Source organism: Qipengyuania sp. 902 (assembly GCF_051195295.1).
Taxonomy (GTDB): Bacteria; Pseudomonadota; Alphaproteobacteria; order Sphingomonadales; family Sphingomonadaceae; genus Qipengyuania.
In genome coordinates this window covers 351,511-364,473 of the sequence record NZ_JBNJLJ010000003.1, presented here as the reverse complement: position 1 = coordinate 364,473, position 12,963 = coordinate 351,511, and the positions used below count along the sequence as shown (strand labels likewise).

At 66.3% G+C, this 12,963-nt stretch carries 15 protein-coding genes; 11 read left to right on the top strand and 4 right to left on the bottom strand.

All coding sequences use genetic code 11. The features are described 5' to 3' along the window. Window positions 1-86 precede the first annotated feature (86 nt). On the bottom strand, window positions 87-740 hold the full coding sequence (locus tag ACSH0F_RS11430) for a heme exporter protein CcmB (protein WP_435202865.1): 654 nt from the start codon (window positions 738-740) through the stop codon (window positions 87-89). Next, on the bottom strand, window positions 737-1,318 hold the full coding sequence (ccmA, locus tag ACSH0F_RS11425; RefSeq protein WP_435202863.1) for a heme ABC exporter ATP-binding protein CcmA: 582 nt from the start codon (window positions 1,316-1,318) through the stop codon (window positions 737-739). The genes ACSH0F_RS11430 and ccmA overlap by 4 nt, the downstream gene beginning before the upstream one ends. A 70-nt stretch (window positions 1,319-1,388) precedes the next feature. Between ccmA and ACSH0F_RS11420 the strand changes: the two genes are divergently transcribed. After that, the gene (locus ACSH0F_RS11420) at window positions 1,389-1,682 is read left to right on the top strand and encodes a 4a-hydroxytetrahydrobiopterin dehydratase (RefSeq protein ID WP_435202861.1); all 294 of its coding nucleotides are present in this window, start codon (window positions 1,389-1,391) and stop codon (window positions 1,680-1,682) included. Window positions 1,683-1,686: 4 nt separating this feature from the next. On the opposite strand, the gene ACSH0F_RS11415 is transcribed toward ACSH0F_RS11420, so the two are convergent. Together ACSH0F_RS11415 and ACSH0F_RS11410 are read right to left on the bottom strand one after the other, a co-directional pair. Beyond that, window positions 1,687-2,493 (bottom strand): SDR family oxidoreductase, encoded by an 807-nt coding sequence (locus ACSH0F_RS11415; RefSeq protein WP_435202859.1) that lies wholly within the window; start codon window positions 2,491-2,493, stop codon window positions 1,687-1,689. A gap of 19 nt (window positions 2,494-2,512) precedes the next feature. Next, complete coding sequence (locus tag ACSH0F_RS11410; protein WP_435202857.1) at window positions 2,513-3,130, bottom strand: DNA-3-methyladenine glycosylase family protein; 618 nt, start codon at window positions 3,128-3,130, stop codon at window positions 2,513-2,515. Between the two features lie 90 nt (window positions 3,131-3,220). Here ACSH0F_RS11410 and ACSH0F_RS11405 point away from each other — a divergent pair, with 90 nt between their 5' ends. The 10 genes from ACSH0F_RS11405 (at window position 3,221) to ACSH0F_RS11360 (ending at window position 12,951) form a co-directional block, all read left to right on the top strand. Beyond that, the gene (locus tag ACSH0F_RS11405; protein ID WP_435202855.1) at window positions 3,221-3,538 is read left to right on the top strand and encodes a 2Fe-2S iron-sulfur cluster-binding protein; all 318 of its coding nucleotides are present in this window, start codon (window positions 3,221-3,223) and stop codon (window positions 3,536-3,538) included. A 294-nt stretch (window positions 3,539-3,832) separates the two neighbouring features. Then, window positions 3,833-4,849: a cysteine synthase A gene (locus ACSH0F_RS11400; RefSeq protein WP_435202853.1), complete on the top strand. Its 1,017-nt coding sequence runs from the start codon at window positions 3,833-3,835 to the stop codon at window positions 4,847-4,849. Window positions 4,850-4,883: 34 nt separating this feature from the next. After that, window positions 4,884-5,252 carry a hypothetical protein gene (locus tag ACSH0F_RS11395; RefSeq protein ID WP_435202851.1) on the top strand — a complete coding sequence of 123 codons (369 nt, stop codon included), beginning with the start codon at window positions 4,884-4,886 and terminating at the stop codon, window positions 5,250-5,252. Between the two features lie 22 nt (window positions 5,253-5,274). Beyond that, window positions 5,275-5,982: a Gldg family protein gene (locus ACSH0F_RS11390; RefSeq protein ID WP_435202849.1), complete on the top strand. Its 708-nt coding sequence runs from the start codon at window positions 5,275-5,277 to the stop codon at window positions 5,980-5,982. Window positions 5,983-6,326: 344 nt separating this feature from the next. After that, window positions 6,327-6,812 (top strand): division/cell wall cluster transcriptional repressor MraZ, encoded by a 486-nt coding sequence (locus tag ACSH0F_RS11385; RefSeq protein WP_435203181.1) that lies wholly within the window; start codon window positions 6,327-6,329, stop codon window positions 6,810-6,812. Next, a complete protein-coding gene (rsmH, locus tag ACSH0F_RS11380; protein ID WP_435202847.1) occupies window positions 6,809-7,747 on the top strand; it encodes a 16S rRNA (cytosine(1402)-N(4))-methyltransferase RsmH in 939 nt (312 codons plus the stop codon). The genes ACSH0F_RS11385 and rsmH overlap by 4 nt, the downstream gene beginning before the upstream one ends. Next, window positions 7,744-8,250: a hypothetical protein gene (locus ACSH0F_RS11375; RefSeq protein ID WP_435202845.1), complete on the top strand. Its 507-nt coding sequence runs from the start codon at window positions 7,744-7,746 to the stop codon at window positions 8,248-8,250. The genes rsmH and ACSH0F_RS11375 overlap by 4 nt, the downstream gene beginning before the upstream one ends. Before the next feature lie 62 nt (window positions 8,251-8,312). Further along, window positions 8,313-10,016, top strand: coding sequence for a peptidoglycan D,D-transpeptidase FtsI family protein (locus ACSH0F_RS11370; RefSeq protein WP_435203179.1), 1,704 nt, complete (start codon window positions 8,313-8,315; stop codon window positions 10,014-10,016). Beyond that, window positions 10,013-11,488 carry a UDP-N-acetylmuramoyl-L-alanyl-D-glutamate--2,6-diaminopimelate ligase gene (locus ACSH0F_RS11365; RefSeq protein ID WP_435202843.1) on the top strand — a complete coding sequence of 492 codons (1,476 nt, stop codon included), beginning with the start codon at window positions 10,013-10,015 and terminating at the stop codon, window positions 11,486-11,488. Before ACSH0F_RS11370 ends, ACSH0F_RS11365 begins: the two co-directional genes overlap by 4 nt. Next, complete coding sequence (locus tag ACSH0F_RS11360) at window positions 11,485-12,951, top strand: UDP-N-acetylmuramoyl-tripeptide--D-alanyl-D-alanine ligase (protein ID WP_435202841.1); 1,467 nt, start codon at window positions 11,485-11,487, stop codon at window positions 12,949-12,951. The genes ACSH0F_RS11365 and ACSH0F_RS11360 overlap by 4 nt, the downstream gene beginning before the upstream one ends. Window positions 12,952-12,963: the final 12 nt, after the last annotated feature.

Here is a 12,963-nt window from a genome sequence, read left to right as displayed (position 1 = left end):
TCCTTCGACAAGCTCAGGATGCGCGGACTCGGGGTGGAATTTACAACGTCCGCTCGCCCTGAGCCTGTCGAAGGGCACGCGCAACTTCATTCTTCTCGCGCCGACCTGATTGCCGCCCCGGCAGCAAAAGGCGCGATGGCGCAAAGGCCGAGGCTGATGGCCGCCGTGAGCAGCAGTCCGCTGCTTTCGGGCCGCGAGAGTGCGCCGGCGCCGAAAATAAGGATCGGCACGGCCAGCGGGATCACCATCAGCCCCGCGAGCGCCGCCCCTCCGCGCAGTGATGCGGTAAGCGCGGCGACGATGAGACCGACGGCGGCGAGGCCCGGTGTGCCGGCCAACAGCCCGAGCAGTACGGGCCGCAGCGTTTCTCCGCTCAGGCCGAGCAGGGCCGCGGCGGGCAGGGTTGCCAGAAGCAGCAACGGCGCGAAGGCAAGCCAGTGGGCGAGCAGGCGCGAGGCCACGGCCAACTCCTCGCTCGCGCCGCGCAGGTGCAGCTGGTCGAAAACGCCGGCATCGAGATCCGCAGTGACAAGCTTTTCCAGCGGGAGGATCGCGGCGAGCAGCGCTGCGACCCAGATCACACCGCCGCCGGTCTGCGCCAGCAATTGCGCGTCGGGCCCGACCGCGAACGGGTAGAGCATCGCGACGGCGAGGAAGAAGAGCAGCGGCAGCACGCCCGCACCGCCACGACCGCCCGGCAGCAGCAGGCCGAGATCGCGCCGCAGAAGGGGGCCGATCATGCGGCGAACTCCGCCAGCGCGATGGCGCGCGGGGAGGGCAGGGCGATTGGCTGGTGCGAAGCGACGATGGCGATCCCGCCGCCTTGGCAGTGCTGCGCGATTAGCGCCTCGAAAGCTTTTTGGGCCTCCGTGTCCAGCCCGTTCAGCGGTTCGTCCAGCAGCCAGATCGGACAATTGCGATTGAGCAAACGAGCGAGCGCGGCGCGTTTGCGTTGGCCGGTCGACAGGAAGCGCACCGGCACGTCCAGCAGGTTGGCGAGATCGAGCAATTCCATCGCCCGGCCCGCATCGCGGCAGCCGTCGAGCGTCTCCCAGAACGCCAACGCCTTGCCCAGCGGCAGCGCCTCGTCCAGCGCCAGCCGCTCGTCCACCAGGCCGATACCGCCGACAGTTTCCACTGTGCCCGCGAAAGGGCGGAGCAGCCCCGCAAGGATGCGGATCAGGCTCGACTTGCCGACACCGTTCGCACCGGTCACATGCACTGCCGCACCGCTGTCACATTCGAGACTTAGCCCCCTGAACAGCAGGCTGTCGCCGCGTCGGCAGGCGAGGTCTTTCGCGGCGAGGCGGGCTTGCATGGCGCGCAGCGATAGGCAAAAGCCGCCGCTGTCACAAGCGAGGTGACGAGGTCTTCGGAGGATGAACAGGATGTCGGTCGAAAAGCTGAGCGAGGAAGAACGCAAGACCTGGCTGAGCGCCTTGCCGAAATGGTCGCTGGCCCGCGATGGCGATGCGATCGAGCGCAAGTTCGAGTTCGACGATTTCTCTGAAGCTTTCGGGTTCATGGCCCGCGTCGCCCTGATCGCGGAAATGCGCGACCACCATCCCGAGTGGTTCAACGTCTACAACAAAGTCGATATCACGCTCACCACGCATGACGCGGGCGGCTTGAGCCTGCGCGACGTGAAGATGGCTCGCAAGATCGACGCGCTGCTCGGCTAGGCGTTCACCGACCGAGCGGGCGCGCGCTTCCGCGGGTCTGCTTGCGGACCCGGCCCGGCAGCCAGCGCGCGGCAAAGGCCATCTGCTTGGCGGTCTTGCCGACGGTCGTGTGCAGCTTTTCGCCATGCACCGCGTCCCACGCGGCCTGTGCGACCTCCAGCACCGGGGTGATCTCCAGCCCGGCCTCGGTCACGCGCTGGCGGATGCCCTCGTTGGTCTGCGCATTGGGCGTGTGGTCGAGCAGCGGGGTGTCGATGAAGCTGGGCATCAGCGAGCGGACCTTGATCCCGTCCTCCGCCCATTCGCCATCGAGGCTCTCGGTGATCGCGCGAACGCCGAACTTGGTCGCCGAATAGACGCTGGCGCCCGGCGTGCCGTAAATCCCGGCCGCGCTCGCCGTGTTGAGCAGGCACGAACCGGGCGCGGTCTTCTTGAGATGCGGATAGGCTGCCTGCGCGCCGAACAACACGCCCTTCAAATTAATGTCGAGGCAGCGTTCGATTTCTTCGGTCGAATTCTCGACCAGCGAGCCGCCGATCGGAATGCCGGCATTGTTGAACACCACGTCGATGCGTCCGCCCGCCGCGGTGGCGAAGCTTTCCAGCGCCTCGTCCCAGGCGGACCGGTCACGAACATCGAACTTGTGCGCATAGGTGAAGCCGTGGCCGATCATGTCCAGCGTCTCGTCCATGCCGGCCTGGTCGATATCCCCGACGCCGACGAACCAGTCGCGCGCGCCGAAATAGGTCGCGACCGCACGGCCGATGCCCGACCCGCCGCCGGTGATGAAGATCGCTTTACGGTCCGCCATGTTTCTCTCCTCGAGCGCGCTAAAGCGCGGCATTGTTGTAGGTGTGCCAGGTAAAAATCGCCATCGCGCCCCGGTATGGTCGCCATTGCTCGCCCAGTGCGCGCGTTTCTTTCTCGCTCGGTCGCGCGGGCAGGTCCAGCAACCTCCCGACCGCTTCCTGCACGGCGAGGTCTCCCGCAGGCCAGATGTCCGGGCGGCCTTCCGCGAACAGCAGGTAGATTTCCGCCGACCAGCGGCCGATGCCCTTGATCCGGGTGAGTTCGGCAATCGCCGCCTCGTCGTCTTCCGGCAGGTCGTCGAGGCTCAGTTCGCCGCTGGCCACCAGTTCGCACAAAGACCGGGCATAGCCTTGCTTTTGCCGAGAGAGCCCGCAGGCGCGCAGCGTATCGAAGTCGCGGTCGAGCAGATCCTGGGGGTGCATCTCCTCACCCAGTTCGGCCTCCAGCTTGTTCCACACCGAGGCAGCGGCCGCCACGCTGACCTGCTGGCCGACGATGGTACGAAGCAGCGTGCGATAGCCGGTCGGCCTGATCCGCTCCTCGGGATAGCCGCAACGCTCCAGCGCCGCCGCGACGGTCGCATCGTCGCGCGCAACCGCATCGAGATGCTCGCGCAATTGTGCATTCGTCAGGCCCATGGCGGCGCGTGCTTGCCTTCCCGCGTTCGATTGAATAGCAGCCGCCCGCATAGGTCGGGCCAATGGCCCATTGCAACCGAGGAAGCATTCATGCCCAAGCTGATCGTCACCACTCGCGAAGGCGAAACCTCCGAAATCGAGGTCGAGGACGGCCTGACCGTGATGGAAGCCATCCGCGACAACGGCTTCGACGAATTGCTGGCCCTGTGCGGCGGCTGCTGCAGCTGCGCGACCTGCCATGTGCATGTCGACCAGGCCTTTGTCGACAAGTTGCCGGAAATGAGCGAGGACGAGGACGATCTGCTCGAGTCCACCGATCACCGCACCGCCGGCTCGCGCCTGGGCTGCCAGATCCCGTTCACGGCGGAACTGGACGGGCTGAAAGTTACTATCGCTCCCGAGGATTAATGGCTTCTATTCGCGCGTGACTGCGTCCCGCGCTGCGCCCTGTTCCATCCCGCTCCCCCACCCGGCCACCCAAACAGTATAGTGCCGTGGGTGGCCGGGTGGGGGAGCGGGATGGAACAGCAAGGTCAGGACGGATGTCCTGACTGCACCTAACAAAGAATCCGGGTGGGGGCGTGGGCTGGTGCCGCAAGCCTTCGACGGATGTCGAAGGCGTACCCCACAAAGACTCTCCCTTTCCCGCCTGCAAGGCCATGTAGTTTGCGCAGCTCACCCCGCGCGCCTACCTCACCCGACATGACAGCAATTCCCGTACGCGAGCACACGCTCGACCTCATCGGCAACACGCCGCTGGTCCGCTTGGAAGGACCAAGCGCGGAGGCCGGTTGCGACATTTTCGGCAAATGCGAATTCGCCAACCCCGGCGCCTCGGTGAAGGATCGCGCCGCGCTCTACATCATCCGCGATGCGGAAGCGCGGGGCGAGTTGACGCCCGGCGGCACGGTGGTCGAGGGGACGGCGGGCAATACCGGTATCGGCATCGCGCTGGTCGCCAATGCGCTGGGCTATCGCACGATCATCGTGATGCCGGACAACCAGAGCCGCGAGAAGATGCAGACCATCCGGGCTCTCGGCGCGGAACTGGTCACGGTTCCCCCGACCAAATATGCCGATCCCAATCACTTCCAGCACGTCTCGCGGCGCATGGCCGAGGAGACCGAGGGCGCGATCTGGGCGGGCCAGTTCGACAATACCGCCAATCGCAAGGCCCATATCGAAGGCACGGCGAAGGAGCTGTGGCAGCAGCTCGACGGCCGGATCGACGGCTTCACTTGCGCAGCGGGCACTGGCGGGACGATCGCCGGGGTCGGCATGGGCCTCAAGGAATTCGACGAGACCGTGCAGATCGCGCTGACCGACCCGCATGGTGCGGCGCTCTACAACTACTTCGCCAATGGCGAGCTGAAGGCCGAAGGCTCCTCGGTGGCCGAGGGGATCGGGCAGGGGCGGATCACCGGCAATCTCGAAGGCGCGCCGATCGATACGCAGTTTCGCGTGTCGGACGAGGAAGGGCTTCACTGGGTCGCCCGCCTGCTGCGCGAGGAGGGGCTGTGCCTCGGTCTTTCCTCCGGCATCAACGTCGCTGGCGCTATCGCGCTGGGCAAGCAGCTGGTGGCCGAGGGGCGCGAAAGCCCGCGCGTCGCCACGATCCTGTGCGATACCGGCTTCCGCTATCTCTCGACGCTTTACGATCCCGAATGGCTGGCATCGAAAGACCTGCCCGTCTTCGATTGGTTGCAGGGCGACGATTGACCGCACTGCGGGTTGCGGCGTATCGCTGCGGTCGATGGCGCAATTTTTCGATATGAGCCGCAAGCCAGATACGGGCGAGGTGTCGGACATTCCCGGCAACCGCGCCCGGCGCGAGCGCAATCTCCAGCGCCTGCAGATCGGCGGGACGGGTATCGTCATGATGGTCCTGCTGGTCGCGCTGGCCAGCGTGGTGAGCAATCGCGCGGCGCAGACCGATGCGACCGCCGTGCCGGAAGCGGCACCGACTACCGAACCGACGCAGGCGATGCCGCGAAACGACCCGCTGGCCGAGGCTGGCGTCGTGCCGGAACTGCCCGCAGAGCCCACTACGGCGGTGACCGGCACGCCTTCGCCCGCCGCACCGGAGCAGGATCTCAGTGCCCCCCGGCCGCAAAAGCCTTAAGGCTGCGCTTTTCGGTTTGGGGGTGGCGCTGGCCTCCTGCGGACAGGGCATTGCGCCAACGGACAACGCCGCCGACAAGGAGCAGCTCGGCCTGTTCTCCACGCTGCCTATCTATTGGGGTAGCGGCGGAGATGTCGCCACGCTGCTCGATACCGCGCAAGAAAAGGACTGGGTGCGCGAGTTGCTGGAGCGCAGGTTCGAACTCGCCCCGCTCGACGCGCTCGAGCCGGAAACCCTCGCGAATGTCGATCGCTTGCTGCTGGCCCAGCCCCGGCCGCTCGCTCCGTCGGAAAACGTCGCACTCGACGATTGGCTGCGCGGTGGTGGGCGCCTGCTGATCTTCGCCGACCCGCTGCTCACAAGGCATAGCGAGTTTTCCATCGGCGACCGCAGGCGGCCACAGGACGTCGTGCTGATCTCGCCGATCCTGAAGCGGTGGGGGCTGGAACTGCAATTCAACGAAACCCAGCCTGTCGGCGAACGCTGGGTCGATGCCTATGACGGGGAGTTTCCGGTAAATCTCCCCGGCAAGTTCGTGCAGGTTGATTCAGGCGCGCCGTCGCAATGCACCGTGTCGGACGGCGGCCTGCTCGCCCAGTGCGAGGTCGGCGAAGGCCGCGTGACCCTGCTGGCCGATGCCGCCATCCTCGATTGGGAAGGGGAGGGCGATCTGCCCTCGCGGCGCCGGGCGGCACTTGATGACCTGGTCGCTGCGGCGCTCGATTTCTGATCACGGGAAATTGCGGGAGCGAGTCGGGGAGGGCACGGGAAATCGTGCTTTGCTCTCCGAAATTACTAGTGTTTCCAGCGGTCTCGTTGGCAAAGCGGTAGGAGTTTCGAGAGCGCAGCTGGAAAAATAGTCGAGAAAAACCAATATTTTACGGGCTTATCCCGTGAAATCCCGCAATTTTCCCTTCCATCCCCGCCCGTCCCGCGATAAATCCTCAGGACATCGGACAAGGCTGTCTATGCGCGTACCGCTCGCGAGCGGTGCAGCTCGCCCATGCATGTGGGCGAGGGGGAAGAAGTCTTGCCCGGGGGAGATGTTGAACGCGCATTCGGGAATTGGGGCAGGTGACTTTCGGAGGGTACAGCGGACAAGCCTATTCGCCTGCGGGCGATAAGGGCCGCTTTGTGCTTCCGCCGCTGTTCCGCAAGGCCGTCAAGGAAAGCAGCGACGGCCGCGTCCTCTGCCTCATGAAGCACCCCACGTGGAACTGCCTCGTCGGCTTCGGCCTCAGCCGCAAGGAAGAGCTCGACGCCCAACTCGACCGCGAGGAAGAAATCGCCGTTCGTGTCGGCAAGGATTTCGACCGTGACACGCGGGCCAGCCAGCTGTTCGGCTTCCTCGAAATGCCCTTCGACGACAGCGGCCGCTTCGTCATGCCGGATCATCTGCGCAGCCTCGCCGGGATCGAGGAAGGTCTCTATTTCCAGGGTGGCGGACGCTTTTTCACGCTGTGGAACCCGGACGAGCTCGCCAAGATGAGCGACGACTGGGCCAGCGCCAAGGCCGCCTGCGACAGCCTGCTCGCCGATGCGAAGGCGAAAGGGAAATGACCTGCGCCCCGCACATCCCCGTCCTCCTCGACGAGGTGATCGACGCGCTCGACCCGCAGCCGGGCGATGTCGTGATCGACGCGACCTTCGGCGCGGGCGGCTATACGCGTGCGTTGCTGGAGCGCGGCGCGACGGTGCATGCTTTCGACCGGGATCCCGATGCAATCGCTTCGGGTCGCAACTGGCGCGAGACGGGGGAAAACCCGCCGCGCCTTATTCTCCACCCGCACCGTTTCTCCGAAATGCTCGACGTCATGACATCGGCCGGTGTGGCGCGAGTCGACGGGATCGTGATGGATATCGGCGTGTCGTCCATGCAGCTTGACCAAGCCGAACGCGGCTTCGCCTTTTCGGCCGACGGTCCGCTCGATATGCGGATGAGCCAGGAGGGCGAAAGCGCCGCCGATTTCCTAAACAGCGCCGACGAGAGCGCGATTGCCGATGTCATCTACCAGTACGGGGAAGAGCGCCAGTCGCGCCGCGTCGCGCGTGCGATCGTGGCGGCCCGCCCGCTGGAGACGACTGGCGATCTCGCCCGCGTCGTGCGCAAGGCGCTGGGCCACAAGCCGCACGACAAGAAAGACCCGGCCACGCGCACGTTTCAGGCCATCAGAATTCACGTGAACGGCGAGCTCGACGAACTGTCCCAAGCCCTGTCGGCTGCCGAACACCTGCTGCGCGAAGGGGGCCGCCTTGCGGTGGTCAGCTTCCACAGCCTCGAAGACCGGATCGTCAAGCGCTTCCTGCGCGAGGCATCCTCAACCCCGAGCGCCTCGCGTCACGTCCCACTGGCGGCGCTTGGCGATCCGGTCTTCTCTCCCGTCAGCAAGGCGGTCAAGCCGGGCGCGGTGGAAATCGAGCGTAATCCGCGCGCGCGCTCGTCCGTCCTGCGTCATGCGGTGCGCACTGCCACACCGGCGAGGGAAGCGGCATGATTGCCGGCGGCTCCCGTCTGCGCCAGATCGGCTGGGCGCTGGTGCTGGCCGTATGCTTCGGCCTGCTGCTCGCGCTCACCTTCAAGGTGAACGCGGTGAAGAGCCAGGTGCGCCTGACCGAACGCCACATCATCGCGGCCCAGCACGACAAGCTGATGCTGGAAACCGAATTCCAGACCCGTGCCAGCCAGCAGCAGCTGGCCAACTGGAACGCGATCGAATTCGGCTATGGTCCGCCGCGCGCCGACCAGTATCTCGAAAGCGAGCGCCAGCTTGCCGCGCTCGGCACGCCGCGCGGGCTCGACGCGCCCTCGCCTGTGCGCGTCGCGCTCAACCGGCCGCCGCGCGAAGAGCAGGGCTTGCTGGCCGACTGGCTTGGCGACGAGTCCGAGGACGCCGCGCGCCCTGGTCGCACGTCGACGCGTGAGTTCGCCTCTACCGATCTCGCGCAGCGGCTGACCCGGCCGGTTGCAGCTGCCGGAGTTGCCGAGGTGGCCCGGTGAACGCTTTCGCGGGCTATGGTCCCGCGATCGCGGCAGGGCGCACGGGGCACGGGGCGGTGAGCATGGCCGTCGCTTCCGGCCGCGTGCAGCTCGTCACCCTGCGCCAGCGTTCGCTGACGGTCGCGCGCTGGCGGGTCCTGTGGATCGCGCTCGGCTTCGCCTTCGTCGCGCTGATGGCGCTGCTGCGGCTCGGCTATCTCGGCATGTCCGACAGCGCTTCCCGTGCGACCTCGCTGGAAGAAGCGCTGCTGCCCCCGCGCGGCGAGATCGTCGATCGCAACGGCATTCCGATGGCGCGTGCTTTCCCGGCCTATGCGCTGTGGTTCAATCCCAAGGCTCTTGGCGAGAACGGCGACCCGCTGGTTCGCGATCCGGCAGAGGTCGCTGCCAAGCTCAAGGCGATCTTCCCCGACATGGACGAAAGCCGCGTCGCAAAGCAGCTTGCCAGCGGTCAGCAGGGCTACCTGCGCCGGCGCGTGCTGCCGGAAGACGCCAACCGCGTGCAGGAAATCGGTGAGCTCGCGCTCGAAATGCCGATGGAGAACGACCGCCACTATCCGCAAGGATCGATGGCGGCGCATGTGCTCGGCTATGTCGCCGCCGACGGCAAGGGCCGCGTCGGCATGGAACAGGTGCTCGATGCTCAGCTGAACGATCCGGTGACCCGCGGGACGCCTGCCGCCCTGTCGATCGATGTGCGCGTCCAGGGCGCGCTGGAAGACGAATTGCGGCGCGGCATGAAGCTGGTCGATGCGCAGGGCGGCGCGGGGATCGTGCTGGATGTCGACACCGGCGAAGTGCTGGCGCTCGCCTCTCTTCCGGAGTTCGATCCGAACAAGATCGACGAGCGCGGGCAGAGCCTGATGTTCAACCGCGTGACCAACCAGGTCTACGAGCTCGGCTCGACCTTCAAGCCGCTTTCGGTCGCTGCCGCAATCGATGCCGGTGTGGTGCGGGACTTTTCGAGGCGGTATGACGCGACCCCGGTCAAGGTCGGCCGTTTTGCGATCAAGGACCTGCATTCGAAGGGCAATACGCTCAATGTGGTCGAGACGCTGGTCTACTCGTCGAACACCGTCACCGCGCGGATCGCCGACGATCTCGGCCCTGAACGGATGCGTCGTTACATGATCGACATGGGTCTGAACGAGCGACCCTATATCGAACTTCCGGCCAAGGGCTTCCCGATCTGGCCGGGCGAAAACTGGCCGCGGCTGCGGAACATGACCGTGAGCTATGGTCACGGTATCGCAGTGACGCCGCTGCATCTTGCCAGCGCTTATGCGGCGATGGTCAACGGCGGGATCTGGCGGCCTGCGACCCTGCACAAGGTCGAGCCGGGCGCCGCGCCGAAGGGGCGCCGCGTGTTCAAGGCCTCGACCTCAAGCCGCATGCGCCAGTTGCTGCGCGCTATCACCGTGTTCGGAACGGGCAAGAACGCCGATGCGCATGGCTATCGCGTGGGTGGCAAGACCGGCTCGGCGGAAAAGCCGGGCGGCAGCGCGGGCTATCGCCGCACGGCGCTGGTCTCCACTTTCGCAGCCGCCTTCCCGATGGATCGCCCGCGTTACGTCGTCATCGCCATGCTCGACGAGCCGCGCGGCACCGTGGCATCGAGCTATCAGCGCACGGCCGGCTGGACCGCCGCTCCGATCGTCGGCCGTCTGGTGCCGCGCATCGGCCCGCTGATCGGCGTGCGGCCCGACGAAACCCGCGATGTCGATATTTCCGATATTCGACCGCTGATTCCAGGGAAGACGTCATGAAGCTGGCGAAACTCTGCGCGGCGGCGGGCCTCGATTGCGGCGGCAGCGATGCCGAAGTCACCGGCTTCGCGATCGACAATCGCAAGGTCGCGCCCGGAACGGTGTTCGGCGCGTTCCAGGGCACGCAGGTCAATGGCGAGGAGTTCATTCCCGCTGCCATCGAAGCCGGTGCCATCGCCGTGGTCGCGCGGCCTGAGGCCACAGTCGAGGGCGCGGTACACATCGCCGAGCCCGAACCGCGCCGCGCTTTCGCCCGCCTCGCCTCGCGCTATTTCACGCCGGTTCCGGAGCACATCGTCGCGGTGACCGGCACCAATGGCAAGACCTCGACCGTCGAGATGGCGCGCCAGATCTGGCGCATGACCGGGGAACGTGCGGCGAGCATCGGCACTCTCGGGGTCACCACGCCGGACGAGAGCGTCTCCACCGGGCTGACGACACCCGATATCGTGACCTTCCTGTCGAACCTCAGCGGCCTGGCGCGCGAAGGCGTGACGCATGTCGCCTACGAAGCATCCAGCCACGGCCTCTCGCAATTCCGCAACGAAGGCATCCCGGTCGAAGCGGCCGCCTTCACCAACTTCAGCCGCGATCACCTCGATTACCATGCCGACATGGAAGACTACTTTGCGGCCAAGATGCGGCTGTTCGACGAGGTCGTGTCCGACGGTGCGACTGCGGTCGTCTGGATGGGCTCTGGCGAAAGCGGCTGGAACGCGCGGGTCGTCGACCATGCCGGCAAGCGCGGGCTGACCGTCATGACCGTCGGCGAGCAAGGGAACGACATCCGCCTGACCTCGCGCGAGCCGACCCAGCTTGGCCAGGTGCTGACGGTCGAGCATGACCGGCAGGAGCGCAAGATCACTCTGCCACTGATCGGTGCCTACCAGGTGTCCAACGCGCTGTGCGCGGCGGGACTTGCTCTTGCTACGGGCACGAGCGCTTCGGGCGTCTGGGATGCGGTATCGCGCCTGCAGCCGGTGCGCGGGCGGCTCGAACGCGCCGTGATCTCGCCGAGCGGTGCGCCGGTATACATCGACTATGCCCACACACCCGACGCGCTCGAAGCCGCGATCGCGGCGCTTCGGCCGCATGTTTCCGGCAGGCTGATCACCGTATTCGGCGCAGGCGGAGACCGCGACCATGGCAAGCGCGCGCCGATGGGCGAGGCCGCGGCCAAGGCCAGCGATGTCGTGATCGTCACGGATGACAACCCCCGCGGCGAAACTGCTGCGGATATCCGTGCCGCGGTGCTTGAGGGAGCGCCGCAAGCACGCGAAATAGGCGGTCGTCGCGAAGCCATCAAAGCAGCCATCGCCGAAGCGGGCACCGAGGATATCGTCCTCGTCGCCGGCAAGGGACATGAAACGGGTCAGATCATCGGGTCGGGAGAAAACATGCGGGTGCTGCCCTTCGACGACGTGGAAGTCGCGCGCGAATGCGCTGCCGAAATCGCGGGAGAGCGCGCATGAGCGCCGCTATCCTGCGCCATCCGGCCTATGTCGAATGGCCTGCCGATCCGCGCGACCGCCTGCCACTGACGCTGTGGGACGCAAAGAGCATCGCCGAAGCCGTCGACGGCACGGCGAGCCATGATTTCCAGGTCGCAGGCGTCGAGATGGACAGCCGCGATGTGTTGAATGGCGATCTCTTCGTCGCGCTCAAGGGCGAGGCGATGGACGGGCATCGCTTCCTTGAGAAAGCCTTCGCCAATGGCGCTGCCGGGGCCATCGTCGATCGCCCGATCGACTGGCCGCACATCCTGGTCGAAGACACGACCGAAGCTCTGAAGGCGCTCGCCCGCGCAGCGCGCGCCCGCACCGAAGCAAAGATCATCGGCGTCACCGGTTCGGTCGGCAAGACGGGGGTGAAGGAGGCGATTTTCGCCGCGCTCGAACGTGCCAGCCGCGGTGCGGCGCACCGTTCGATCCGCAGCTACAACAACCATGTCGGCGTGCCGCTCAGCCTTGCCCGCATGCCCGCGCGCAGCCGCTTCGGCATCTTCGAGATGGGCATGAATAATGCCCGGGAGATCGAGGGGCTGACGACGCAGGTCCGCCCGCATGTCGCGGTCATCACCACCATCGCGCCGGCGCATATCGAGAACCTCGGTTCGATGGAGGCAATCGCTGCCGCGAAGACGGAGATCTTCGCGGGGCTGGAGCCCGGCGGCACTGCCGTCATCCCGACAGACACGCCCCATTACGAACAGCTGAAGTCCTCCGCCGAGCAAGTCGGCGCCAGGGTGATGAGCTTCGGCAAGGCGCGCCATGCCGACATGCGGTTGCTCGACGCAATCCCTAGCGCCAATGGCGGCAGCCTGGTGACCTGCGAATTTCCCGAAGGGCGACTGTGCTACACGGTGGCCGAGCCGGGCGAACACTGGGTCGCCAATTCGCTCGCCGTCATGGCGGCGGTGCGTGCGGCAGGTGGCGATCTTGCCGCGGCCGGCCTCGCGCTGGCCGAAATGGGCGGTCTCAAGGGCCGTGGTGCGCGCCACGGCATCACCGCGCCGGGCGGCAAGGCGCTGCTGATCGACGAAAGCTATAACGCGAACCCCGCCAGCATGCGCGCCACGTTGGCGCAGCTCGGCCAGACTCCTTCGGGCCGTCGCATCGCGGTGCTCGGATCGATGAAGGAGCTGGGCGATTTCGGCCCGAAGTTCCACGCCGGCCTCGCCGAGCCGCTGCTTGCCGCCGACATCGACTATGCGGTGCTGGTCGGCGACGAGATGGGCGTGCTCGCGCGCGAACTGGGGAAACCGCAGAGCGACGTGCTTGGCAAGCCCATTGCGTGGGCGCATTGCCGAACTGCCGAAGAGGCCATCGAACTGCTCGAGAATTTCGGCGTCGTCGCTGGCGATGCCGTGCTGGTCAAAGGCTCCAATTCGGTCGGCCTCGGTCGGCTCGTGGATCACTTCACCCGCGCCGGATAGGCGCGACAAGAG